Here is a 25,821-nt window from a genome sequence, read left to right as displayed (position 1 = left end):
CTATGGCAGCACAGATATTACCGGAACAGGTATTTCCGGTTTCTGCGGAGCAGCTTGCGGCTTTGCAGACGGTAACAGCAGATTTTACCTCTCAGCAACTGGCCTGGTTATCCGGTTATTTGTGGGGACGGGGAAATACGTCTGTGCAGACAGCTATTCTACCGGCATCAAATACAACAGACAGTGACATTATTACCATTATTTCCGCGTCACAAACCGGTAATGCACGTCGCGTATGTGAAGAATTAAAAACGCGTTTTCTCAGTGAAAAATTTGCGGTTAATTTGGTAAACGCCGGAGAATATAAATATAAACAGCTCGCCCGGGAGAAGATTGTCATTATTGTGACATCCACTCAGGGGGACGGTGAACCACCGGAAGAAGCGGTGGCGTTTTATAAATATCTGCATTCATCAAAACGCCCGGATCTCAGCGCAACAGCGTATGCCGTTTTCTCGCTGGGAGATTCGTCATACGAAAAATTCTGTCAGGCGGGTATTGATTTTGATACTCAGCTGGCAAAAGCCGGGGCAACCGCACTTGTGCCGAGAGCGGATGCGGATGTGGATTATCAGCCTGCGGCAGCGGCGTGGACAGACGCACTGACACAGGTGCTGAAAGAGAGGGGGATTGCGGCGGGAGATCCATCGCAGACTACCGCTCAGGCAGTCAGTGTCACTGAAAACCGTTACAGTAAAGACGCACCGCTGACAGCATCCCTCTCCGTTAATCAGAAAATTACCGGCCGCAATTCCCTGAAGGATGTGCGGCATATTGAAATTTCTGCCGGGGATTCGGGTCTGCATTATCAGCCCGGGGATTCCCTCGGGGTCTGGTTTGAGAATGATCCGGCACTGGCGGATGAAATTATCAGCCTGCTGCATGCAGATGCGGCAACGGAGATCACAGTGTCCGGCAATACCTGCACATTGCGCGAGGCGCTGATCCGGCATCTGGAGCTCACACAGAATAACGGGGTGACGGTCAGCAAATACGCACAGTTATCACAACATGACGCGTTATCTGCACTGATCAGTGATAAGCAGGCCGCGCTGTATTACGCGCAGAAAACACCTGTCGCGGAAATGCTGCGTCAGGCGCCTTCCCGGCCTTCAGCGCAGGCTTTCGCCGGTATTCTCCGGCCGCTGACCCCGAGACTCTATTCCATCTCATCATCACAGGCAGAAGCGGACGATGAAATTCATCTGACCGTCGGCGTGGTGCGTTATGACACAGATGGCCGGGCACGGACCGGCGGGGCTTCCGGGTTTCTCGCCGATCATATACAGGAGGGCGGGGATGTGCGGGTTTTCATTGAGTCTAATGATAATTTCCGACTGCCTGCCGACCCGGATGTGCCGGTCATTATGATCGGTGCGGGCACCGGTATTGCGCCGTTCCGTGCCTTTATGCAGCAACGGGAAAATGACGGTGCCTCCGGTAAAAACTGGCTTTTCTACGGCAATCAGCATTTTACCGAGGATTTTCTGTATCAGACCGAATGGCAGCGCTATGTGCGTGATGGTGTGCTGACCCAGATCTCGCTGGCCTGGTCGCGGGATAAACCGGCGAAAACCTATGTTCAGGACAAACTGCGCGAGCAGGGAGCGGACGTGTGGCGCTGGATTGAGGACGGCGCACATATTTACGTCTGCGGTAATGCGGGCCTGATGGCCAGTGATACCGAAGATGCATTACTGGAGATCATCAGCCGGTACGGTAACCGGGATCATGAATCAGCCGATGAGTTTTTAAGTGAGCTGCGCACAGCGCGCCGGTACCAGAGGGATGTCTATTAATGAGCGATAAATACAACGGGCCTTTAATCGTGGAAGGCAAACTGAGCGACAGCGAAAGAATGAAGCGCGACAGCAACTATCTGCGCGGCACCATCAAAGAGGATCTGAAAAATGGTCTGACCGGCGGATTTGAAGGGGATAACTTCCTGCTGATCCGCTTTCACGGCATGTATCAGCAGGATGACAGGGATATCCGGGCGGAACGCACAGAACAGAAACTGGAGCCGCGTCACGCCATGATGCTGCGCTGCCGTTTGCCGGGAGGTGTGATCACACCGGAACAGTGGCTGAGAATAGACAAATTTGCTGCAGAACAGACGCTGTACGGCAGTATCCGGATCACCAACCGGCAGACCTTTCAGTTCCACGGCATTCTGAAAGGGGATGTCAAACCGGCGCATCAGATGCTGCATGAGGCGGGGCTGGATTCACTGGCAACCGCCAATGATGTGAACCGCAATGTGCTCTGTACCTCGAACCCGGTTCAGTCCGGCCTGCACCGTGAAGCGTATGAGTGGGCGAAAAAAATCTCTGAGCATCTGCTGCCGCGCACCCGCGCTTATGCTGAAATCTGGCTGGATAAAGAAAAAGTGGCGGCAACCGATGAGGAACCGATCTTAGGTGAAACCTATCTGCCGCGTAAATTTAAAACCTCAGTGGTGATCCCGCCGCTGAATGATGTTGATCTGCACGCTAATGATATGAATTTTGTGGCGATTGAGGAAAACGGTAAACTGATTGGTTTTAATGTGCTGGTGGGCGGCGGCCTGGCGATGACTCACGGTGATACCGCGACTTTTCCCCGTCTGGCCAGTGAGTTCGGCTTTATCCCGCTGAAAGATACCCTGGCGGTGGCAGAGGCGATTGTCACCACTCAGCGCGACTGGGGAAACCGGACGGAACGCAAAAATGCCAAAACCAAATACACGCTGGAGCGGGTGGGGGTTGACACATTTAAACAGGAAACCGAACGGCGTGCCGGTATCACGTTTTCCCCGATCCGCCCGTATGAATTTACCCTGCGTGGTGATCAGATCGGCTGGTTAAAAGGGATTGATGACCACTGGCATCTGACGCTGTTTATTGAAAACGGGCGTCTGATTGATTTGCCGGGCAAACCGCTGAAAACCGGCGTGGCGGAAATCGCCAGAATCCACCGGGGAGATTTCCGGTTAACCGCCAATCAAAACCTGATTATTGCCGGTATTCCGGAGGCGGAAAAATCCCGTATCGAATCCCTTGCGCGGGCACACGGCCTTATCAGCGACAATGTCACACCGCTGCGGGAAAACTCAATGGCTTGTGTGTCATTCCCGACCTGTCCGCTGGCAATGGCGGAAGCGGAGCGGTTTCTGCCGGAGTTTGTCACAGAGGTTGAGAAAATTATGTCCTCGCACGGCGTGGGAAATGAAGAGATTGTTCTGCGGGTCACCGGTTGCCCGAACGGCTGCGGAAGGGCCATGCTGTCGGAGGTGGGATTGGTCGGCAAAGCGCCGGATCGCTATAATCTGCATCTCGGCGGTAACCGTACCGGTACCCGTATCCCGCGCATGTACCGCGAGAATATCAGCTCAGCGGTGATTTTATCAGTGCTTGATGAGCTTATCGGACGCTGGTCGCAGGAGCGGGCGGATGGGGAGGATTTCGGCGATTATCTGATCCGCGCCGGGGTGGTAAAACCGGTTCTGAATTCTGCCGTGGATTTTTATGAGGCCGGAGCTGCCTGAAATAAAAAACCGCGCCGTGTTACGCGGCGCGGTTTCAGTATTCACAGCAAAAATGTATCAGCGGCCGGCATTATTCAGCAGCAGATAAATATTGTCGTCGCCGCGTAAAATATTCAGTGCCAGCACGCTTGGCTTGCCGTCGATAATTTTGCGCAGTTCAACAATGGTCATCACACGCTGGTTGTTGACGCCGATAATCAGGTCTCCCGGCTGAAGGCCGGACATGGCCGCCGGAGAATCTTTCTGTACCGCGTCAATATTCACGCCTTTATTACCCTCTTTATTACTGCCGTTGCTCAGGGTTGCGCCCTGAAGCAGAGTGGTCAGGTTTTCCGCTTTGGTGGTCTGGCCTTCGCTGTCATCCAGGATCACGCTGACTTCCAGCGGTTTGCCTTTGCGCAGCAGACCGATTTTCACTTCTTTACCCGGTGCGGTGGTACCGATTTTGGCTCTCAGTTCCGCAAAGCTGCTGACGCGTTTGCCGTCAACTGAGACCAGCACGTCACCGGACTTAATCCCCGCTTTGGCAGCGGCGGATTTCGGGATCACTTCACTGACAAACGCCCCGCGCTGAGCTTCCACACTCATTGCCTTGGCGATATCTGCGTTCATTTCAGCACCGCGGATGCCGAGGGAGCCGCGTTTGACTTCACCGGTGGCAATCAGCTGTGAGGTCAGGTCTTTGGCCATGTTACTCGGGATAGCAAAGCCGATCCCGATATTACCGCCGCCCGGTGCCAGAATCGCGGTGTTGATACCGATCAGTTCACCGTTGAGATTGACCAGTGCACCGCCGGAGTTACCCCGGTTGATGGAGGCATCGGTCTGAATAAAGTTTTCCAGCCCTTCCACATTCAGGCCGCTGCGGCCTAATGCTGAGATAATCCCGGAGGTCGCGGTCTGACCCAGACCAAACGGGTTCCCGACAGCAACGGTGAAATCACCGACGCGCAGTTTATCGGAATCCGCCAGGGTGATGGCGGTCAGATTCGGGGCATTTTTCACCTGTAACAGGGCAATGTCGGTCTGCGGATCACGGCCGATTAAGGTCGCGTCATATTTACGGCCGTCATTGAGCTGGATCTGAATTTTATCCGCATTCTGAATAACGTGGTTGTTGGTCAGAATATAGCCTTTCTGTGCATCAATAATGACACCGGAACCCTGTCCCTGGAACGGACGGACACTTTCCTGTTGTGACGGCATATTCGGGCCGAAGAAGAATTTAAACTCTTCCGGCACCTGCTGGCGGGCAACGGCGGTACCGGAAACTTCCACGCTGACTACAGCGGGCAGCACTTTTTCCAGCATCGGTGCCAGGCTCGGCAGAGATTCACCGGTGGCCATTTTGGCCGGTAAGGCCGCATTTGATACCGCAGGCAGCGCCGCGAGGGATAACCCGAGGCTGATGGCAACAGCACTGAGCAGGTTTTTTTTCTTTTTATTCATCATTCGTTTTGTGTCTCATCAATTAATAAGCTGAATCTGCAGGCATAAGAAGCCGCAGCATACGCAGATACTCCTATGACTCTATGTGTGTGTAAAAGTTCCTCATTCAACGGAAATAAAACAACCTTTACAAGGCTTTACGTGAACTGAAGATTAGTGCGGGGAATGGTTTGAAGGACAGTATTAAGCGGCTGAATTCAGGCGAAAAAAAACCGCAGTCGCCTGCGGTTTCAATGATTAGCTTTCTTTGTTTTCGACGGGACGGAACAGGCCGGATGAGCCGTCTGAATAATCACGCGGCGGCATTTTTACCGGCGCCTGGTCATTATCGGCTTCAGCTTCCGTCAGGCGGTAGCTGAACGGATTATCCTGTGCGGACAGTTCCGGCATCAGTTCTGAGGAACTTTTCGCCATGTGCTGATATAACTGGCGGTAATCTTTCGCCATATTATCCAGCAGTTCTGCACTGCGGGCAAAGTGGCTGACCAGCTCTTTGCGGTACTCTTCCAGTTCGGCCTTGTTTTTTTCCAGGTCCCGTTTCATGGCTTCCTGCTCTCTGAACTTAGAACTGCCCAGACGAACGGCCAGCGCACCAATGATTAAACCAACTGCTAATCCGATGAGTGCATATACCCAAATCATGGCTACTCCTTTAAGTGCATCATGCGCGTTAGAATCTGTTGTCACTATAACCGGATTTGCTGTCCGGGGGGAATAGTGAAGGTGAGGCTTTCCGGCATTATCCCGGATTTCCGGGTATAATACCCGCCGCTACATCATAAAAATCTCAATAAAAACCTCTGATAATATTAAGGGATTACCGTTTATGAGCACAACACCGCGTGAGTTGTATCAGCAGGCACTGAACGGCAGCGGATTTGCGCCGGACGACGTGCAGCGGCGTACCGTTGACCGGCTGACAGAGATGCATCAGGCGCTCCTGATGCGCACACCATGCTCCCCTGAGCCGGAAAAAGGGCTGCGCGGCACCCTGAACCGCTGGCTGAAAAAAGCCCCCGCGCCGGTGAGTTGTCCGCCGGTGCAGGGTATTTATATGTGGGGCGGGGTCGGGCGCGGCAAGACCTGGCTGATGGATCTGTTTTATGACAGTCTGCCCGGGCCGCGCAAGCTGCGGCTGCATTTCCACCGCTTCATGCTGCGGGTGCATGAGGAACTGACGGCGCTTCAGGGACATGAAAATCCGCTGGAGAGCATAGCGGACGGCTTTGCACAGGAAACGGATGTTCTCTGTTTCGATGAGTTTTTTGTCTCCGATATCACGGATGCCATGATCCTCGGTACTCTGCTGGAAGCGCTGTTTCAGCGCGGTATCGCGCTGGTGGCGACCTCCAATATCCCGCCGGATGACCTGTACCGCAACGGATTACAGCGAGCCCGGTTTCTGCCGGCCATTGAGCAGATCAAAAAATACTGTGATGTGCTGAATGTGGATGCGGGGATTGATTACCGTCTGCGCACGCTGACACAAGCCCATCTGTGGCTGACCCCGGCGGATGCGGAAACGTCAGCGGCAATGGACAGCATGTTCTCCCGGCTGACCGGCGGACAGAAAGCCGGACAGGCGGCGCTGACCATCAATCACCGTCAGTTGCCGGTGGTGCGGGAAACGGACGGTGTGCTGGCGGTGACCTTCCGGACACTGTGCGAAGATGCGCGCAGCCAGCTCGATTATATTGCACTGTCGAAAATCTATCACACCGTGCTTTTGTATGAGGTTCCGGTGCTGACCACGGAAAATGAGAATGCGGCACGGCGCTTTCTGGCGCTGGTGGATGAGTTTTATGAACGGAAAGTAAAACTGATTATTCAGGCGCAGAGCGGGATGGATTCTCTCTATCAGGGGCAGTTATTGTCCTTTGAGTTCGCCAGATGCCTCTCCCGGCTGCAGGAAATGCAAAGTGAGGAGTACCTGAAACTGCCGCATCTGGTATAATGCGCCCCCCTGAAAAGGGTTTCGGGGAAATTTTTTTAATTTGGGGTCGATTTTTTGCAGGGACTTCTCTATAATCTTGCGACCCCACGTTACAGCGGTTTTCTTTATTTCCCAAAGAAGACTGCAACTAGCGCCAGATGATTCTGCTCGAAGGGGTAGGTTTACTGGACAAGCGTCGTGTGAGCCTCAGTTTCTGAACATTGGTTCACCAACATGTAACTTATTTATTGGGTAAGCTTTAATGAAAACTTTTACAGCTAAACCAGAAAGCGTACAACGCGACTGGTTCGTTGTTGATGCAACCGGCAAAACTTTAGGCCGCCTTGCAACTGAATTAGCCCGCCGTCTGCGCGGTAAGCACAAAGCGGAATATACTCCTCACGTTGACACCGGTGATTACATCATCGTTCTGAACGCAGAAAAAGTTGCTGTAACCGGCAACAAGCGTACAGACAAAGTGTACTATCGCCATACTGGCTACGTTGGTGGTATTAAGCAAGCGACCTTCGAAGAGATGATCGCACGCCATCCTGAGCGCGTTATTGAAATCGCTGTGAAAGGCATGTTGCCGAAAGGCCCTCTGGGTCGTGCAATGTACCGTAAACTGAAAGTTTACGCAGGTAACGAGCACAATCACGCGGCACAGCAACCGCAAGTTCTGGACATTTAATCGGGATTATAGGCAATGGCTGAAAATCAATACTACGGCACTGGTCGCCGCAAAAGTTCATCCGCTCGTGTCTTTATTAAGCCGGGTAGTGGTAACATCGTCATCAACCAACGCAGCCTCGAAAACTATTTCGGCCGCGAAACAGCACGCATGGTAGTTCGCCAGCCGCTGGAACTGGTTGAAATGTTAGAAAAACTGGACCTGTACATTACTGTTAAAGGTGGTGGTATCTCTGGTCAGGCAGGCGCAATCCGTCACGGTATCACCCGTGCTCTGATGGCGTACGACGAATCTCTGCGTTCTGAGCTGCGTAAAGCAGGCTTCGTAACGCGTGATGCACGTGAAGTTGAACGTAAAAAAGTGGGTCTGCGCAAAGCACGTCGCCGTCCACAGTTCTCCAAACGTTAATCACTGGTTTCGTTGGAATACAAAAAACCCGCCACCGGCGGGTTTTTTTATAACCGTATAACTGCCGCAAATTATCCCGATATAACCTGTAATTTCATGTTTATTTCATGAATCTGTCCCTGTTAACCCCCATTTTTAGTGTTTTTGAATGATTTTTTGCCCTGACTCACCCTAAGTTGAGCAAAATCTGGTAGACTGGCACAAACATTTTTCTCGCCCCTGAACACACTGCCGCGCGCCCGGATTGGCCCGCTGTGGTTTTCTTTCCCGGATTCAGTGAGAGATTACAGGTAGGAATGGCGTAGTGCGCTGTTCATTCCTTTATTTTGATAAACTTGGAGGTTTTCATGGCTGTCGCTGCCAACAAACGTTCGGTAATGACTCTGTTCTCCGGCCCGACCGATATTTTCAGCCACCAGGTACGGATTGTACTGGCGGAAAAAGGGGTAAGTTTTGAAATTGAGCATGTCGAAGCAGGCAATCTGCCACAAGACCTGATCGATCTGAACCCATACCAGACGGTACCGACACTCGTGGATCGCGAGCTGACCTTATATGATTCACGTATTATCATGGAATACCTTGATGAGCGTTTCCCGCATCCGCCGCTGATGCCTGTTTACCCGGTGATGCGTGCGCAGAGCCGTGTGATGATGCACCGCATCGAGCAGGACTGGTACTCGCTGATGAATAAAATTGAAAAGGGCTCTGCCCAGGAAGCGAACCAGGCCCGCAAACAGTTAACGGAAGAGCTGGTTGCTGTCTCGCCGGTATTCAAAGAATACGCGTATTTCATGAATGAAGAATTCAGCCTGGTGGATTGCTATCTGTCTCCGCTGTTATGGCGTCTGCCGGTACTGGGTATCGACCTGTCCGCACGTCCGTCTTCTGATACCAAACACCTGCAGTTCTACATGCAGCGCGTGTTTGAGCGTGACTCTTTCCTGGCTTCCCTGACGGAAGCTGAGCGTGAGATGCGTTTACAGTCACGGGGTTAACCGCTGATGGATATTCAGGAATTAACACCGCGCCGCCCTTATCTGCTGCGGGCGCACTATGAATGGTTACTGGATAATGAACTGACACCCCATCTGGTGGTGGATGTGAACACCCCCGGTGTGAATGTGCCGATGGAGTATGCTCAGGATGGTCAGATTGTCCTGAATATTGCACCGCGCGCTGTGGGTAATCTGGAAATGACCAACGAGTGGGTCGGTTTTAATGCCCGTTTCGGCGGTGTTCCGCGCCAGGTGGATGTGCCGATGGCTGCCATTATTGCGGTCTACGCCCGTGAAAACGGTGCCGGGATGATGTTTGAGCCGGAAGTGGCTTATGAGGCTGCGGAAGAAGAAGATATTCTGACTCCGGCAGTGGATAACATCACCCTGATCCACGACGAACCGGTAAAACCGGCGGAAGAAAGCACCGACGGGGATGACCCGGAGCCGCCGAAACCACCGCGTGGCCGTCCGAACTTACGTGTCGTGAAGTAACAGACCGATAAATAAAAAAGACCGCGAAAGCGGTCTTTTTTGCATTTAAGGCAGCATGATCAGGTAATTACTCTGCTCATACGTGCAGATAATCGAGAATACTTTCTGCCGCCCGGCGGCCTTCGGCAATGGCGGTAACCACCAGATCCGAGCCGCGTACCACATCCCCGCCGGCAAAAATACCGCTGACGGAGGTTTCAAACGGATAAGTTGCCTGTGCCGGGGCGCTGATCCGGCCCTGCTGATCCCGTGTGACACTGAGAGCGTCCAGCCACGGCATCGCGTGCGGCCGGAAACCGAACGCGATAATGACCGCATCGGCATCAATAACAAAGGCGGAATTATCATCCGTTTCAATCTGACGGCGGCCGCTGCTGTCCGCATCACCCAACCGGGTGGTTAATACGCGGACACCACAGGCGTTACCCGTTGCATCGGTTTCAATGGCGGATGGCTGACAGTTAAAACGGAAATTAACCCCTTCCTCTTTGGCATTTTTCACCTCACGGCGCGAGCCCGGCATGTTCTCCTCATCCCGGCGGTACACACAGGTCACTTCTGCAGCACCCTGACGGATGGCGGTCCGCAGGCAATCCATTGCCGTATCTCCGCCGCCGAGTACCACGACGCGTTTATTCTTCAGGTCAATAAACGGAGCGGAATCATCATCCGGCAACCCCATCACCTGACGGGTATTGCCGATCAGATACGGCAGGGCGCTGTATACCCCGGCAGCATCTTCATTTTTCAGCCCGCCGCTCATCGGCTGATAGGTGCCCGCGCCGATAAAGACGGCATCATAGTTCTGCTGTAACTCACTGAGCGTGATCTCTTTTCCGATCTCGGTATTAAGCTGAAACTCCACGCCCATCTCTGTGAACAACTCACGGCGGCGCTTCATAATGGATTTTTCCAGCTTAAACGACGGAATTCCGAAGGTGAGAAGCCCGCCGATTTCCGGGTGCTTATCAAATACTACGGGGGTTACGCCGTTGCGGATCAGCACATCGGCACAGGCCAGCCCGGCAGGACCGGCGCCAATTACCGCGACCTTTCTTCCGGTCGGACGGACAGCGGAGAGATCCGGTTTCCAGCCCATTTCAAAGGCTTTATCGGTGATATAACGTTCAATATTGCCGATGGTGACCGCGCCGAACTCGTCATGCAGGGTACAGGCACCCTCGCATAACCGGTCCTGCGGACATACCCGGCCGCACACTTCCGGCAGGCTGTTGGTCTGGTGTGACAGCTCTGCGGCCTCAATAATCCGGCCTTCCTCCGCCAGCCGCAGCCAGTTGGGGATATAGTTATGTACCGGGCATTTCCATTCACAATACGGATTACCGCAGCCGAGGCAGCGGGTCGCCTGCTCTTTCACCTGCGGCGGCGAAAACGGCTCATAAATCTCGATAAATTCGGTTTTACGGAGTGCCAGCGGGAGCTTTTGCGGATCCGTACGCTGTAATTCAATAAACTGATAAACATTGCGGCTCATCTTGATTCCCCTTACTGTGCCCGGATCCGTAATTCAGTGTCTGCATGGCGGGTTACCCCGGCAAGTGCATGAATATCCGCAGATTTCGGCTTGACGAGGATAAACCGCCCGGCCTGTTCTGTCCAATCTCTGAGAAGTGCGTCTGCTCTGGCGGAGCCGGTCAGGCGGCGGTGGTCTTCCAGCATGCCGCGCAAATGTTCCTGCAGAACCGGCAGCCCGCTGATATCGCGGGTTTCCGCCATTTCCGGATTAACACGCCCGGCGGCGGTGCCGTCCTCATCATAGAGATAAGCGAATCCGCCGGTCATCCCGGCCGCGAAGTTAATCCCGGTTTTGCCGAGCACACAGACAATCCCGCCGGTCATATATTCACAGCCGTTATCACCGACGCCCTCGACCACCGCCAGTGCGCCGGAGTTACGGACAGCAAAGCGCTCTCCGGCACGGCCTGCGGCGTAGAGTTTGCCGCCGGTGGCACCATACAGACAGGTATTTCCGGCAATTGTGGTGTCGTGAGCGGCAAAGGCAGAGCCGGGATGCGGATGCAGAACAATCTGCCCGCCCGCCATGCCTTTACCGACATAGTCGTTGGCATCGCCCGTGAGTGTCAGTTCAATACCTGCGGCATTCCAGACACCAAAACTCTGCCCGGCGGTGCCGGTAAAATGCAGTTTCAGCGGTGAAGCGGCGATCCCGCTGTTGCCGTACAGCTCCGCCACAAAGCCGGAGAGCGCAGCGCCCACCGAGCGGTCGGTATTGCGGATATCATAATAAAAGGCACGGGATTGCTGTGTCTGCACACAGGTCCGGGTATCTTCCAGGATGCGGCGGTTCAGTTCCCCCTTATCAAACGGCGGGTTAGTTTGAGAGCAGAACAGTGCGGCACCTTCATGCGGTACCGGAGAGACCAGTAAATCGGACAGATCCAGTTTCTGCTGCCGGGCTGTGGTGCCTTCAATTCTGACCAGCAAATCAGTACGGCCGATAAGGTCGGTCAGTTTTCTCACACCCAGTTGTGCCATCAGCTCACGGGTTTCCTGTGCAATAAAGCGGAAATAGTTCATTACCCGCTCCGGCAGGCCGTGATAGTGATCGCGGCGCAGCGTTTCATCCTGGGTTGCCACGCCGGTGGCACAGTTATTCAGGTGGCAGATGCGCAGATATTTGCAGCCGAGCGCAACCATCGGGCCGGTACCGAAACCAAAGCTTTCCGCGCCGAGAATGGCGGCTTTTATGATATCCAGCCCGGTTTTCAGTCCGCCGTCTGTCTGTAAGCGGATTTTATGGCGCAGACCGTTGCTCACCAGTGCCTGCTGGGCTTCTGCCAGCCCCAGCTCCCACGGGGTACCCGCGTATTTGACAGAGGTGAGCGGACTGGCGCCGGTGCCGCCGTCATACCCCGAAATGGTGATGAAATCGGCATAGGCTTTGGCCACGCCGGTGGCAATGGTACCGACGCCCGGCTCCGAGACCAGTTTGACGGAAATCAGTGCTTCCGGATTGACCTGTTTGAGATCGAAAATCAGCTGAGCCAGGTCTTCGATAGAGTAAATATCATGGTGCGGCGGCGGGGAAATCAGGGTGACGCCGGGCACAGAATAGCGCAGCGAGGCGATATACGGCGTGACTTTATCACCGGGAAGCTGACCACCTTCGCCGGGTTTCGCGCCTTGTGCCACTTTAATCTGAATAACCCGCGCGCTGCGCAGATATCCCGGTGTCACACCAAAGCGGCCGGAGGCCATCTGTTTGATTTTAGAGTTTTTTTCTGTACCAAACCGCGCCGGGTCCTCACCGCCTTCGCCGGAGTTAGAGCTGCCGCCGAGCCGGTTCATGGCGACAGCCAGTGCCTCATGAGCTTCCGGGCTGAGGGCGCCGATAGACATGGCTGCGGTATCAAAGCGGGAAAACAGGGATTCAGCCGATTCAGTTTCATCAATACTGATGGGTTGTGTATCGGTGCGCAGTGCCAGTAAATCACGCAGCATGGCTGCCGGACGGCCGTTTACCAGAGCAGCATAGTGCTGATAATCCGCATAATTTCCGCTGTGAACGGCTTTTTGCAATGTGGCGATCACATCCGGGTTATAGGCGTGATATTCACTGTTATGAATGTATTTCAGCAGACCGCCTGCATCGAGCGGTTTGCGCGGCAGCCAGGCGAGGCGGGACAGGTTATGCAGATCCTGCTGGAAATCACTGAAATCCGCGCCGCCGATCCGGTTCGGCACACCCCGGAAACAGAGTTCTGCCACAGAATCACTCAGGCCGACCGCTTCAAACAGTTTGGCACAGCGGTATGAGGAGACGGCAGAGATCCCCATTTTGGACATGATTTTATACAGTCCTTTGTTGATGCCGTTGCGGTAGTTGAGCAATACCTGAGCCGGTGAGTGCGTGAGGACGTTATCGCTGCACAGTTTCAGCAGGGATTCACAGGCGAGATAAGGATAGATGGCGGTAGCGCCGAACCCGAGCAGCACGGCAAAATGGTGCGGGTCACGGGCACCGGCGGTTTCGGCGATGATATTGGCGTCACAGCGCAGGTTCTGGCTGACCAGTCGTTGCTGTACCGCACCTACCGCCATCGGTGCCGGGATCGGCAGGGTGTCCGGTGAAATCTGCCGGTCACTCAGTACCACCAGTACAGCACCGGCGCGGACAGCGGCTTCCGCATTATCACACAGGGTGCGGATCGCCTGTTCCAGTGTGGTTTCCCGCGGATCAAAACAGAGTGAAAGATGTTCCGCGCGGTAATAATCCGGATCACGGCTCAGCAATTGTTCAAAATCTGTGTGCATCAGTACCGGTGAGGCCATGCTCAGCCGGTGTGCCTGGCCTTCCGCTTCGCAGAAGACATTCATCTCCCGGCCGATGCTGGTGGCGAGCGACATAACATGGGCTTCCCGCAGCGGATCGACCGGCGGGTTGGTTACCTGGGCAAACTGCTGGCGGAAATAGTCATAAATCAGACGCGGGCGGGCAGAGAGTACCGCAAACGGAGTATCATCCCCCATTGAACCCACGGCTTCCTGGCCGTTTTCCCCCAGCACCCGCAGAACCTGCTCCAGCTCTTCCAGGGTATAACCGAACTGCTTCTGATACACCGCCAGCTGTGCATCACCGAGGGCGCGCTGCGGCGGTGTTTTATTCATCAGATCCTGATACGGCGTGAGCCGCACAACATTTTTCTCCAGCCACGCTTTGTACGGATGACGGGTTTTGAGATCGTTATCGGTCTCGCGGGTATGCAGGATACGGCCTTCCTGTGTATCAATCACCAGCAGTTCGCCCGGCCCGACACGGCCTTTTTCAGTGACTTCATCCGGCTGATAATCCCAGATACCGATCTCAGAGGCGCAGGTGATCAGTTTGTCTGTGGTAATGACATAACGGGCAGGGCGCAGCCCGTTGCGGTCGAGGTTACAGGCGGCATAGCGCCCGTCAGAGATAACAATTCCGGCCGGGCCGTCCCACGGCTCCATATGCATGGAGTTAAAATCAAAAAAGGCGCGCAGATCATCATCCATATCCGGGTGATTCTGCCAGGCAGGCGGCACCAGCAGCCGCATGGCACGCACCAGATCCATCCCGCCGTTGAGAAACAGTTCCAGCATATTATCCAGCGAGCTGGAATCCGAACCGGTTTCATTAACAAACGGGGCGGCGGTGATGAGATCCGGGATCAGCGGTGTGCGGAATTTATAAGCACGGGCACGGGCCCACTCGCGGTTACCGGTGATAGTGTTGATTTCGCCGTTATGGGCGAGATAGCGGAAGGGCTGTGCCAGCGGCCAGCGTGGAACGGTATTGGTTGAAAAACGCTGGTGAAACAGGCAGATAGCGGATTCCATTCTTAAATCGGCCAGATCCGGATAAAAACGCGGCAGATCGGCGGCCATGCACAACCCTTTATAAATCGTCACCAGATTGGACAGGCTGCAGACATAAAAATCCGGGTCGCTGATGCGCTTTTCAATCCGGCGGCGCGCCATAAACAGGCGGCGTTCCAGATCCCGTGCCCGCCAGCCTGCGGGAGCATTGATAAAGACCTGCTCAATCTGCGGCATACCGGCGAGGGCGATTTCGCCGAGGATCTCCGGTCTGACCGGCACTTTACGCCAGCCTGCGATAAACAGTGTTTCGTCCGCCAGCTCTTCTTCGATAATATCGCGGCAGGCTTGTGCAATGACCGGATCCTGACTGAGAAACAGCATCCCGACTGCATAATTACGCGCCAGCCGCCATTCATTCTCCGCAGCAATCATCTGAAAGAAACGATCGGGTTTTTGTAATAATAAACCGCAGCCGTCCCCGGTTTTGCCGTCGGCGAGGATCGCACCGCGGTGCTGCATCCGCGCCAGCCCGCTGATGGCAGTACGCACGACTTTGTGGCTGGGTTGTCCTTCGAGGTGGGCAATCAGGCCGAAACCGCAGTTGTCCTTATCCTGTGACGGGTTATAAAGCATAAGTGGCCCCTTTTGCATGTCTCACATTAGGCCGCATTTCTGCGGCAAAGCTGTTTCCGGGCCTCAGTCAGCCCTGCTGACGACAGATATCTCAGCAAAGGGTATTGTGATGTGTGTTTGTGCCGCGACCGGCAAGCGAATAATTATTATATCGGTGCTGACCACAGGTGATCCGGAACGTCGTTTTTCAACTTACCGGGAAATACGGTGACGGTCAAATATCAGGTAACTGACAGTATGTGAGCATGGTTTTTGCGATAATTTAATGAAAAAAAACTATTTTCAGGATTTTAATCCGCTGATTCCGCAACCGGAGCGCCGATTTTTTGTGTGATGTACATCACTGTTTTTTGCGGGTTATTACCGCGCAGCATGGGCATTTTTATTTATAACCTGATTTTATCTGCTCTGTTTCTGCTAATTTGCAGATAAATGTCGTGTTTTTAATTTTATTCAGATAAAAAAACAGTACCGGGTGGTAATCCGGCCATATTATCCGGCGGAAGATGCGTGTAACACCGGTTAATTTGATTTTTTATTTAATCCGCGCCGGAAACGCTGTTATCCGCCAATTTTACGTTATGATACTAACCCTCATTCAGCGGGTGGAGCAGATATGAAATTGCTACGCGGTTTAGCACAATATTATGTTGATTTACTGATGAAACTGGGCCTGGTCCGGTTTTCGTTATTGCTGGCATCGGGACTGGTGGTGCTGGCGATGGTGGTGCAGATTGCTGTCACCATGCTGCTCCAGGGGGAAGTGCAGAGCATTGACCTGGTGCGCTCTGTCTTCTTCGGCCTGCTGATCACGCCGTGGGCGGTCTATTTTATGTCTGTGGTGGTTGAACAGCTGGAGGAATCCCGCCAGCGCCTGTCCAGACTGGTCAGTAAACTGGAAGTGATGCGCAAGCGGGATCTCGAACTCAACGAACAGCTGAAAGAGAACATTACCCAACTTAATCAGGAGATTACCGAGCGCGAAAAAGTTGAGGATGAACAGGTTGTTCTGCTGGATAAACTGAAGAAAGAGATCAGCCGCCGCGAACAGACCCAGCTCGAGTTTGAACAGCAATCTGTCCTGCTGCGCTCTTTCCTTGATGCCTCGCCGGACCTGGTCTATTACCGCAATGAGAAAAATGAGTTTTCCGGCTGTAACCGCGCGATGGAACTGCTTACCGGCCGCAGTGAAAAACTGCTGCGCGGCCTGACCCCGCGCGATATTTATGAACCGGAAATCGCTGATAAAGTGATGGAAACGGATGAAAAAGTATTCCGTCATAATGTCTCGCTCACCTATGAGCAGTGGCTGGTGTATCCGGACGGGCGCAAAGCCTGCTTTGAGCTGCGCAAAGTGCCGTTCTATGACAGTGTCGGCAAACGCCACGGCCTGATGGGCTTTGGTCGTGATATCACCGAGCGCAAGCGTTATCAGGAAGCGATTGAAAACGCCAGCCGCGAGAAAACCACCTTTATCTCCACCATCAGTCACGAACTGCGTACGCCGCTGAACGGGATTGTCGGGCTGAGCCGCATTCTGCTGGATACGGATCTCAATCCGGAACAGGAAAATTACCTGAAAACTATTCATGTCAGCGCCGTCACCCTCGGCAATATCTTCAATGACGTGATTGAGATGGACAAACTGGAGCGGCGCAACGTCCGCCTCGATACCCAGCCGGTCAATTTCACCGAATTTATTTCTGATCTGGAAAATCTGTCCGGCCTGCTGGTGCAGCCGAAAGGGCTGCAGTTCACCCTCGACCTGATCCAGCCGGTACCGTCTGTGATCATGGCGGACGGTACCCGTCTGCGCCAGATCCTGTGGAATCTTATCGGCAACGGCGTGAAATTCACCCGCGAAGGCGGTATCACGGTGAAAGTGTGGCGTGAAGCCAATGATATGCTCTGCTTTGAGGTGCGGGATTCCGGTATCGGCATTCCGAAGGATGAGCTGGAAAAAATCTTCGCCATGTATTACCAGGTAACGGACAGCGCGGGCGGGCGCCCTGCCACCGGTACCGGTATCGGCCTGGCGGTCTCCCGCCGTCTGGCACAGGCAATGGGCGGTGATATCACCGTGACCAGTGAGCCGGGCAAAGGCTCCTGCTTCACGCTGTCGGTCTGCGCACCGGCCCAGGAGGCTCCGGAGGAGGAGGACGATGACGGTCTGCTGCTGCCGGCCCTGAATATCCTGCTGGTGGAAGATATCGAGCTGAATGTGGTGGTGGCGCGCTCTGTCCTGGAAAAACTGGGTAATACGGTGGATGTCGCGATGAACGGCCGTGACGCGCTGGCGATGTTCTCGCCGGAGGAGTACGACCTTGTGCTGCTGGATATTCAGCTGCCGGATATGAGCGGACTGGATATCGCCCGTGAGCTGCATCAGCGTTATCAGGCGGATGATTTACCGCCGCTGGTGGCACTGACCGCCAATGTGCTGAAGGATAAAAAAGAGTATCTGGACGCCGGTATGGATGACGTGCTGAGCAAACCTCTCGCTGTGGGCGCTCTGACGCAGATGATAGCGAAATTCTGGGGAGACGGTAGTGAGGCACTGCCTGCGGAGGAAAGCGGCTCAGCGGCGTCTGAGGACGTGTATGCGCAGTCACTGGATCTGGAGATGCTGAATCAGTACATCGAACTGGTGGGACCGAAACTGATTGAAGACAGCCTGGATGTGTTTGAAAAAATGATGCCGGGCTATCTGGCGATCCTCAATTCCAACATGGTGGCGAAAGACCGCAAAGGCATTGCGGAAGAGGGACATAAAATCAAAGGCGCCGCCGGGTCAGTCGGGCTTATCCATCTGCGGCAGGTTGCACAGCAGATTCAGTCACCGGAATTACCGGCATGGGACGATAACGTGCAGGAGTGGGTCGATGAACTGAATCACGATTGGGAAAGTCAGGTGGGAATTTTAAGAAACTGGCTGGCAAATCGCAGGTAAAAAATAACCCCAACCGAGGTTGGGGTGCGCGAATACTGCGCCAACACCAGGGAAACTGGTTCACCCGCGACAACTATTTATCGTTATTTAGGCGAGTGATGAAATAGGCTCTTACATCATACAGGCTTCAACATAGCAAAGATAAGTATTTTTGTTACAAGATTCATTAAAAACTGTGATGAAGATTGGTGTTTGCACCTCTAAAGGGTTAAGCATTAATCTACTACAAAAGGAGTCAGATATGAAATCTGTTGGTATCGTTTTAAGCGGATGCGGTGTTTTCGACGGTAGTGAAATCCATGAATCCGTTCTTTCGCTGCTCAGTTTAACCCAATCCGGCGCACAGGTGTATTTTTTTGCACCGGATGAACCTCAACGCACTGTTATCAATCATCTTTCCGGTGAGGAAAAATCAGAAAAGCGCAATATGCTGGAAGAGTCAGCACGGATTTCACGCGGAGAAATCCGTCCGCTGGCCGAAGCGGATGCGTCACAGCTGGATGCACTGATTGTTCCGGGCGGTTTCGGTGCGGCAAAAAATCTGTGCGATTTTGCCGTAAAAGGTGCTGACTGCGAAATAGATAAATATTTTTTATTATTGACGCGTGGGATGTTATCTCAGGGCAAACCGATGGGATTTATGTGTATTGCACCGGTGATGATCCCGAAAATCGTTAATTCATCAGTACAACTTACCATTGGCAATGATTCTGATATTGCGGCGGCGATCGCGGAAATGGGCGGCGTACATGTCAATTGCACGGTGGATAATATCGTCGTAGATGAAACCCATAAAATCGTGACAACCCCAGCCTATATGCTGGCTGAGAATATCGCACAGGCACAGATCGGGATTGATAAACTCGTGAAGAAAGTGCTCGGAATGGCCTGATAAAGAATGAGGAAAATGATGGGGAGGATATTGCGGTTTCTGCGAAAAATAGTTGTTTTTGTTATGTTGTTATGGGTAACAATGATAATTTTGTTCGCGTTCCTCCCTGTCCCTTACTCTATGGTGATGCTGGAAAGGCAGCTTTCGGCATGGTCAACATTCAATTTTTCTTATGTCGCTCACAGTACATGGGCGGGTGAAGACGCTATTTCCCCGCAGATGAAGCTGGCGGTGATTGCGTCTGAGGATCAGAATTTCCCGCACCACCACGGTTTTGACTTTGGTGCTATCTCCGACGCACTATCAAAAAGCGGTAAGAAAGGCCGGGCGGCACGCGGTGCATCCACACTGAGCCAGCAGACGGTCAAGAACCTGTTTCTGTGGGATGGCCGCAGCTGGGTACGAAAAGGGCTGGAAACGCTGCTGACGCCCGGTATTGAGCTGGTCTGGTCAAAGTCACGGATCCTGACGGTGTATCTCAATATCGCGGAGTTCGGGCCGGGAATTTTCGGTGCCGAAGCGGCGGCGCAGCACTTTTTCGGCAAAAGCGCGAAAAATCTGACGGCGGCTGAGGCTGCATTACTGGCTGCCGTGCTGCCGAATCCCCACCGGTTGCATGCGGATAAACCTTCCGCGTATCTCCGCCAGCGTCAGCAATGGATATTGCATCAGATGCAGTTGCTGGGCGGAACAACGTTCCTGAAGAAAAATAATCTGGCTGATAATTAGCCGCAGTATAATGAATTTATCTTACTGATTTGTTTTTTTACAAAAATGATAAGTAAATATAATAATGACCGCAGCTCAGACTGTTTTGGTATAATATTCTTATTATTTGTTATTTATTGATATATCCTGCATTTTATCTGCATTCAGGCGGATGAGCAGAAAGCAGGCATCCGGCACGGGCATAAAAAAACCTGACATTAAGTCAGGTTTCTTATCGGTTTCCGAAAGCAGACGGAATTAATTCAGCCAGGTAAAGGCGGTGGTGACTTTTTTCGCGCCATCCGTTTCACTGGCTACTTTCGCCGCGGCAGCCCCTTCCTGACGGGTAACCACCCCTAACAGGAAAATCTCACCGTTTTCAGTGATTACCTTGATATTCGCGGATTTTACCGCATCACTGGTCAGCAGCTTGGAACGGACTTTTGTCGTAATCCAGGCGTCTTTGGAGGCAGTCCCCAAATCAATCGGTGTTCCCTGGCGGACTTCGTTATACACCAGTTCGGTACCGTCCACTTTGGCGGCAATCTCTTTTGCCCGCCGAGCCAGAGAGAGATCTTCCGCCTGACCAATCAGCAGGACTTTCCCCTGATAAGCCACCGGAATAATCCGCTGCTGTTTGATATCTTTATCTTTATTGAGCTGGCCACTGACACGGGCTTCCAGTGTGCCGTCATCGACCTGTGTGCCGACAGAACGGGGGTCTGATGCGGCTTTGGTCGCAACTGCCGCAGATCCGACAAGTGCTGCGCCGATACATCCCTGTAACAGTAACGCGCTGCAGATTAGTGCTGCCACGGGCACAATTCTCATAATATCTCCTTAGTCTTCCTGGTGGGGGAAAAGGGTATTGTCGATTAAATCACATAAACAATTCACCGTCAGCATATGCACTTCCTGTATGCGGACACTGTGCTGTGAGGGTACGCGGATTTCCGCATCACGCGGACCCAGCAGACCAGCCAGCTCCCCGCCGTCGTAGCCGGTCAGGGCCACAATGGTCATATCACGGGTCACCGCAGCTTCAACCGCTTTGATAATATTGCGGCTGTTGCCGTGTGTGGATATCGCCAGCAGCACATCACCGGTCTGGCCGATGGCGCGGACCTGCTTGGCATAAATTTCATCCTGCTGCCGGTTGGCGGCGATTGCGGTCATCACCACATTATCCGTATTCAGTGCCAGTGCGGGCAGGCTAGGGCGTTCGGTTTCAAACCGGTGGATCATACTGGTGGCGAAGCGCGAAGCTGTCGCCGCCGACCCGCCGTTACCGCAGCAGAGGATTTTATTGCCGTTGAGCAGCGACTGAACCATCATCATGGCCGCCCGGGAAATGGCATCCGGCAGGGCTTCTGCGGCTGCAATCTGCGTCTGAATACTTTCAGTAAAACACTGTTTAATTCTGTCTAACACGTATAAGTCCTGCTATCAGCAACGGATAACGACATTAACAAAAGTCGGCGTGACCAAAGGCATTTTTCAGCCAGTCGATATGGTCACCGGTTATGGCGCAAATGTCAAAACGGCAGTCACAGGTCAGCATACTCAGCTGTTGCTGAGATAACCAGCAGGAAGCCGCATAAAGTAAGCGGCGCTGTTTGGTTTTTGTGACACTGGCAGCCGCTCCGCCATAGTGTGCATTGCGGCGGTAGCGGACCTCGGTAAACACCCAGGTGCCGCTGTCCCGCATAATTAAATCAATTTCGCCCCGGCGGAAACGGACATTCTGCGCAACAAATGTCAGTCCCTGCTGTTCCAGCCAGCGCCGGGCAAATTGTTCATGACGACGGCCTGTCAGCCACGTAAGCATAAATACGTTCCCTGTATATCAGCAATATAAAGGTGACATCCTGTCACCTGTAAAATTCAGACAAAGACTAGTTTGCGGCACCCAGCGGGGCAAGATTACCCTGCTTAAACTCCAGCCACGGCAGGTGACGGTAAACGGTGCAGTTATCAGTGACAGTAATGTCTCCGCTGGCGCCATTCATGCGCAGAGTATGACGCTGCATATCACCGAACTGATTCGCCAGACGCCATGCATCCATGCCCATCGCATAGAGGCGGACACGGGTATAGTCGTTGCCGAATTTCCCGGCTGCCTGACTCAGTAACTGCGGATTACCGCCCGCAATCAGCGGGATATCTGTCAGTTTCAGCCCTTCCATTTCAAACTGAAAATCTTTGCCGGTTCCGGCTTTATTGCTGCGGGAGCTGGCATAAAACGCCGGGCGTCCGCGCGCACTGGTGGCAAATTCCAGCGCCGGTTTGATGTAAATCAGCTGATCAGAGGTGGCGATAATATAGACAGAGTCCACACCGCCGCTGACAGGCTGCGGCTGTACCACGGTACCGTCCGGCTGCGCTGCCGCTGATGAGGATGGCTGCACCGGCACGCCGGTCAGTGAAAGTGAACTGCCCGGATTGCCGGAGAAGGTCTGATGCAGTACCAAACCACCACCATTTTTCTGCCACTCATCGGCAAAGCTTTGTGCGATCCGGCGGCCGAAGCTGTTATCCGGTGTCAGTACCAGCGGCGCGGTTTTGTTATCCTGACGGATAAACTGTGCGGCGTTGCGGGCTTCATCTTCCGGTGAAAGTGAGAAGTAGCAGACATTCGGACGGGCGATTGGTGTATCTAATTCATTGAGCGCCAGAATGTTCAGCGGGGTGTTTGCGGTTGCCAGTGTGGCCACATCCCCTTTGAGCAGCGGCCCGACAATCAGGTCCATGCCGTCAGCCTGTGCCTGCGCCAGCAGAGTTGCCAGCGGTTTGCTGTCGGTATCATAGATTTTCACGTCAGTGACAGTGCGGGACTCACCGCTGTACGGCAGTACCTGCGGGGCAGATACCGGACTTGCGGCGGTTGCGCCGTCTGCGGTGCTGTCATTTGACGGTGCACCGTTTGCTTCATCCGGTGTGGTGATATCTTTATCCGGATCTGCCGGGCTGAGGGTGGTCTGTGCCGGAACGGCGCTGACCGGCTGTGCGGCCGGAATATCAGCAACCCGGTAACCGGTACTGTATACCGCGCCGTTTTGTGCATCAGTAAAGCCCTGACGGATAGCATCACCCATCAGTTTCGCCTGGCCGCTCAGCGGCAGGAACAGGGCAACGCGGGCATTTTTACCGGTCTGGCCGTAGGTGCTGCTCAGGGTCTGGATAAGGTCCTGCGGCAGGGATTTGGCGGCCGGGTTATCCGGGTAACGGATTTGCCAGTCACCCAGTGCGGCGGAAAGCGCTTTCAGATCCTGCTGGTTGTTCTGATACAGAATAAGCAGATCAACCCAGCCCTGTAAGACGCTTTCATCAGCGTTAACCTGAATGTTATTGCGCTCTTCGGGGGTAAAACGTGTTAGCATCAGCCAGGTTTCATCAATATTCTGCTGATGTGCATCCGGATCAGTGAGCAGCGGCTCCTGAGCGATATAAGCACGGATTGCGTCAACGGACGGCTTTCCGGCGGCTGCATCAATAATCTTCTGATATTGCTGAACCTGTGTTTCCGGCTGGCCTTTGCCGGCTGTGCCCGCATGCCGGTTCTCAAGTGTACAGCCTGAGAGAACCAGCGTGGAAAAGAGTGCGGTACAAAGTAATTGCCTGCGGTAACGCGATAAAGTTAAGGAAAACATACTGTACCCGGTTATAGTTTTCTGAAAGCTCAATTCTAATGTGATCATCTGGACGAAACAATGAATCAACCTAATCAAGCCGTGGTTGCGGCAGCGACACTTTATGTTGTGCCGACACCGATCGGTAATCTGAATGACATCACAGCACGTGCTCTTGAGGTGCTCACGAATGTCGATCTGATTGCAGCGGAAGATACCCGGCATACCGGCTTATTACTTTCGCACTTCGGTATTAATAACCGGTTGTTTGCGCTGCATGATCATAATGAACAGTATAAAGCAGATCAATTAATTACCAAATTACAGTCCGGGATCAGTATCGCATTAGTGTCCGATGCAGGTACACCTTTAATTAACGATCCCGGTTACCATCTGGTCCGCCGCGCCCGTGATGCGGGGCTTACTGTGATCCCGCTGCCCGGTGCCTGTGCGGCTGTCACCGCGCTGAGTGCTGCCGGTCTGCCCTCTGACCGTTTTTGTTACGAGGGATTTCTGCCGGCCAAAACCAAAAGCCGGCAGGACACACTGCGGACGCTGGCCGATGAGCCGCGTACGCTGATTTTTTATGAATCCACCCACCGCATTCTGGATACACTGGCCGATATGGTCACCGTCTGGGGGAAAGACCGTTATGTGGTGCTGGCGCGGGAGCTGACCAAAACCTGGGAATCCATTCAGGGGAAACCGGTCGGGGAACTGCTGGCCTGGATTAAGGAAGACGAAAACCGCCGCAAAGGGGAGATGGTACTGATTGCGGAAGGTGCTAAGCCGGTGCAGGATGAGGAATTCAGCCCGGAAATTCTGCGTGCACTGGCGATTGTGCAGAAAGAACTGCCGCCGAAAAAAGCGGCTGCGGTGGTGGCGGAACTGTACGGCGTGAAGAAAAATGCTCTTTACCGTTACACCCTGGACGGGGATTCTGCCGCAGAGTGATGCCTTTTCCGCCATCCGCTCTTCCGGAGCGGAGTTATTCTGTACATCAGCGGGAAAGCTGCTTATAATCCGCAGCGGAGTCAGCCAGGCAATCGCTGCTTTATCGTAGTCCCTCCGGGAGACGGGTAAAGGGGAGGAAAGTCCGGGCTCCACAGGGCAGGGTGCCAGATAACGTCTGGGAGGCGCGAGCCTACGACCAGTGCAACAGAGAGCAAACCGCCGATGGCCCGTAAGGGCACAGGTAAGGGTGAAAGGGTGCGGTAAGAGCGCACCGCGCGGCTGGTAACAGTCCGTGGCACGGTAAACTCCACCCGGAGCAAGGCCAAATAGGGGTTCATATGGTGCGGCCCGCACTGAACCCGGGTAGGCTGCTTGAGCCAGTGCGTGAGTGCTGGCCCAGAGGAATGATTGTCCACGACAGAACCCGGCTTAACGGCTGACTCCTCACTATCACAACCCCGCGTCTGACGCGGGGTTGTTTCATTTCAGGCCGTGTGTCAGGCCAGAATATCAATAAGCAGTGCCCGGCAGGGCGTTTTCGCCTGAAAGGTCACTTCCCGGCTGTCCTGAATAAACGCGCCGTCACCGCATTCAATTATCCCCTGTTTCTGCCCGTCATCCGCCGTCACTGTACCGTGAACCGACTGATAGAATGCCCGTTTACCGTACAACGGCAGTGTCAGGGATTCACCGGCAGGAAGCAGGATATGGGAAATCCGCACCCCCTGCTGTAAATCAAGACTGCCGTCTTCACCATCCGGCGAGGCAATCAGCTGTACCGGCTGCTGTGTCAGCATCAGTTTTTGTGAACTGCCGCGCAGGCTGCCGCGTGCAGCTTTCAGCCAGATCTGAATCCGGGTCAGCGGTGATTTCTCACAGGGATTGGTTTCAGTGTAACTGACATCCCTGCGCGGTGAGAAAAACAGACACTCATCCTGTCTGCTCTCCAGATACAGTCCGTCATTATCACGAATATCGTGCTTCCCTCTGAGGATCAGGTTTACAATATCCACATCGGGATAGGATTTGGGCTGGAAACCGGCACCGGGAGCCAGTACCTCCTGATTCAGTGCTTTCAGCGGGCCGTACCCCATAAATCCGGGGTCAAAATAGTGCCCGAAAGAGAAAGCATATTTCGCCTGTAACCAGCCATAGTCGGCGGACCCGGCCTGTCCGGCGGTTCTGTGTATAATCATAATGGTCTGCCTGTTATTCTACATGGTG

The 25,821-nt window shown here is 53.7% G+C and carries 20 protein-coding genes and 1 other RNA gene; 12 read left to right on the top strand and 9 right to left on the bottom strand.

All coding sequences use genetic code 11. The features are described 5' to 3' along the window. Window positions 1-2: 2 nt before the first annotated feature. Together cysJ and cysI are read left to right on the top strand one after the other, a co-directional pair. Complete coding sequence (gene cysJ, locus HMPREF3119_RS10380) at window positions 3-1,799, top strand: NADPH-dependent assimilatory sulfite reductase flavoprotein subunit (RefSeq protein WP_070579647.1); 1,797 nt, start codon at window positions 3-5, stop codon at window positions 1,797-1,799. Next, on the top strand, window positions 1,799-3,526 hold the full coding sequence (gene cysI / locus HMPREF3119_RS10375) for an assimilatory sulfite reductase (NADPH) hemoprotein subunit (RefSeq protein WP_070579643.1): 1,728 nt from the start codon (window positions 1,799-1,801) through the stop codon (window positions 3,524-3,526). The genes cysJ and cysI overlap by 1 nt, the downstream gene beginning before the upstream one ends. Window positions 3,527-3,583: 57 nt before the next feature. Here cysI and degQ read toward each other — a convergent pair whose 3' ends face one another. Then, window positions 3,584-4,978: a serine endoprotease DegQ gene (gene degQ / locus HMPREF3119_RS10370; protein ID WP_004236340.1), complete on the bottom strand. Its 1,395-nt coding sequence runs from the start codon at window positions 4,976-4,978 to the stop codon at window positions 3,584-3,586. Window positions 4,979-5,212: 234 nt separating this feature from the next. Further along, window positions 5,213-5,617 carry a Z-ring associated protein ZapG gene (zapG, locus tag HMPREF3119_RS10365; RefSeq protein ID WP_004236342.1) on the bottom strand — a complete coding sequence of 135 codons (405 nt, stop codon included), beginning with the start codon at window positions 5,615-5,617 and terminating at the stop codon, window positions 5,213-5,215. A gap of 184 nt (window positions 5,618-5,801) precedes the next feature. Between zapG and zapE the strand changes: the two genes are divergently transcribed. The 5 genes from zapE to sspB all read left to right on the top strand — a co-directional run bounded on the left by zapE (window position 5,802) and on the right by sspB (window position 9,500). Continuing rightward, a complete protein-coding gene (gene zapE, locus HMPREF3119_RS10360; protein ID WP_024474527.1) occupies window positions 5,802-6,929 on the top strand; it encodes a cell division protein ZapE in 1,128 nt (375 codons plus the stop codon). A 241-nt stretch (window positions 6,930-7,170) separates the two neighbouring features. Then, on the top strand, window positions 7,171-7,599 hold the full coding sequence (gene rplM, locus HMPREF3119_RS10355) for a 50S ribosomal protein L13 (RefSeq protein WP_004236344.1): 429 nt from the start codon (window positions 7,171-7,173) through the stop codon (window positions 7,597-7,599). 15 nt (window positions 7,600-7,614) lie between these two features. Then, window positions 7,615-8,007, top strand: coding sequence for a 30S ribosomal protein S9 (gene rpsI, locus HMPREF3119_RS10350; RefSeq protein ID WP_015422974.1), 393 nt, complete (start codon window positions 7,615-7,617; stop codon window positions 8,005-8,007). A 347-nt stretch (window positions 8,008-8,354) separates the two neighbouring features. Further along, window positions 8,355-9,005: a stringent starvation protein SspA gene (sspA, locus tag HMPREF3119_RS10345; protein WP_004236347.1), complete on the top strand. Its 651-nt coding sequence runs from the start codon at window positions 8,355-8,357 to the stop codon at window positions 9,003-9,005. 6 nt (window positions 9,006-9,011) lie between these two features. Next, window positions 9,012-9,500: a ClpXP protease specificity-enhancing factor gene (gene sspB / locus HMPREF3119_RS10340; protein ID WP_004240493.1), complete on the top strand. Its 489-nt coding sequence runs from the start codon at window positions 9,012-9,014 to the stop codon at window positions 9,498-9,500. A 76-nt stretch (window positions 9,501-9,576) separates the two neighbouring features. Here sspB and HMPREF3119_RS10335 read toward each other — a convergent pair whose 3' ends face one another. Beyond that, window positions 9,577-10,995 (bottom strand): FAD-dependent oxidoreductase, encoded by a 1,419-nt coding sequence (locus HMPREF3119_RS10335; protein ID WP_024474528.1) that lies wholly within the window; start codon window positions 10,993-10,995, stop codon window positions 9,577-9,579. An 11-nt stretch (window positions 10,996-11,006) separates the two neighbouring features. Beyond that, window positions 11,007-15,464, bottom strand: coding sequence for a glutamate synthase large subunit (gene gltB, locus HMPREF3119_RS10330; RefSeq protein ID WP_070579640.1), 4,458 nt, complete (start codon window positions 15,462-15,464; stop codon window positions 11,007-11,009). 616 nt (window positions 15,465-16,080) lie between these two features. Here gltB and arcB point away from each other — a divergent pair. From arcB to mtgA, 3 genes are all read left to right on the top strand, one after another. Then, window positions 16,081-18,414 (top strand): aerobic respiration two-component sensor histidine kinase ArcB, encoded by a 2,334-nt coding sequence (arcB, locus tag HMPREF3119_RS10325; RefSeq protein ID WP_004236354.1) that lies wholly within the window; start codon window positions 16,081-16,083, stop codon window positions 18,412-18,414. Between the two features lie 241 nt (window positions 18,415-18,655). Beyond that, a complete protein-coding gene (gene elbB, locus HMPREF3119_RS10320) occupies window positions 18,656-19,306 on the top strand; it encodes an isoprenoid biosynthesis glyoxalase ElbB (RefSeq protein ID WP_004236355.1) in 651 nt (216 codons plus the stop codon). 6 nt (window positions 19,307-19,312) lie between these two features. Then, entirely contained in the window at window positions 19,313-20,035 is a 723-nt protein-coding gene (gene mtgA, locus HMPREF3119_RS10315; RefSeq protein ID WP_024474531.1) for a monofunctional biosynthetic peptidoglycan transglycosylase, read from the top strand. Between the two features lie 237 nt (window positions 20,036-20,272). On the opposite strand, the gene dolP is transcribed toward mtgA, so the two are convergent. The 4 genes from dolP to HMPREF3119_RS10295 form a co-directional block, all read right to left on the bottom strand. Further along, window positions 20,273-20,845 carry a division/outer membrane stress-associated lipid-binding lipoprotein gene (gene dolP / locus HMPREF3119_RS10310; RefSeq protein WP_004236357.1) on the bottom strand — a complete coding sequence of 191 codons (573 nt, stop codon included), beginning with the start codon at window positions 20,843-20,845 and terminating at the stop codon, window positions 20,273-20,275. A 9-nt stretch (window positions 20,846-20,854) separates the two neighbouring features. Next, complete coding sequence (diaA, locus tag HMPREF3119_RS10305) at window positions 20,855-21,445, bottom strand: DnaA initiator-associating protein DiaA (RefSeq protein WP_004240488.1); 591 nt, start codon at window positions 21,443-21,445, stop codon at window positions 20,855-20,857. A gap of 34 nt (window positions 21,446-21,479) precedes the next feature. Beyond that, window positions 21,480-21,842 carry a YraN family protein gene (locus HMPREF3119_RS10300; RefSeq protein WP_004236359.1) on the bottom strand — a complete coding sequence of 121 codons (363 nt, stop codon included), beginning with the start codon at window positions 21,840-21,842 and terminating at the stop codon, window positions 21,480-21,482. 67 nt (window positions 21,843-21,909) lie between these two features. Next, window positions 21,910-23,664, bottom strand: a complete 1,755-nt coding sequence (locus tag HMPREF3119_RS10295; RefSeq protein ID WP_070579637.1) for a penicillin-binding protein activator — start codon at window positions 23,662-23,664, stop codon at window positions 21,910-21,912. Between the two features lie 60 nt (window positions 23,665-23,724). On the opposite strand from HMPREF3119_RS10295, the gene rsmI reads away from it, so the two are divergent. Continuing rightward, a complete protein-coding gene (rsmI, locus tag HMPREF3119_RS10290) occupies window positions 23,725-24,597 on the top strand; it encodes a 16S rRNA (cytidine(1402)-2'-O)-methyltransferase (RefSeq protein WP_070579633.1) in 873 nt (290 codons plus the stop codon). A 76-nt stretch (window positions 24,598-24,673) separates the two neighbouring features. Then, an RNA gene (gene rnpB, locus HMPREF3119_RS10285) (RNase P RNA component class A) lies at window positions 24,674-25,045 on the top strand. A gap of 49 nt (window positions 25,046-25,094) precedes the next feature. Here rnpB and HMPREF3119_RS10280 read toward each other — a convergent pair. Next, complete coding sequence (locus tag HMPREF3119_RS10280; protein WP_004236363.1) at window positions 25,095-25,793, bottom strand: pirin family protein; 699 nt, start codon at window positions 25,791-25,793, stop codon at window positions 25,095-25,097. Between the last annotated feature and the right edge of the window lie 28 nt (window positions 25,794-25,821).

The organism is Morganella sp. HMSC11D09 (genome assembly GCF_001807955.1).
In the GTDB taxonomy this organism is placed as follows: Bacteria; Pseudomonadota; Gammaproteobacteria; order Enterobacterales; family Enterobacteriaceae; genus Morganella; species Morganella morganii.
This window is presented reverse-complemented; position numbering and strand designations above follow the sequence as displayed.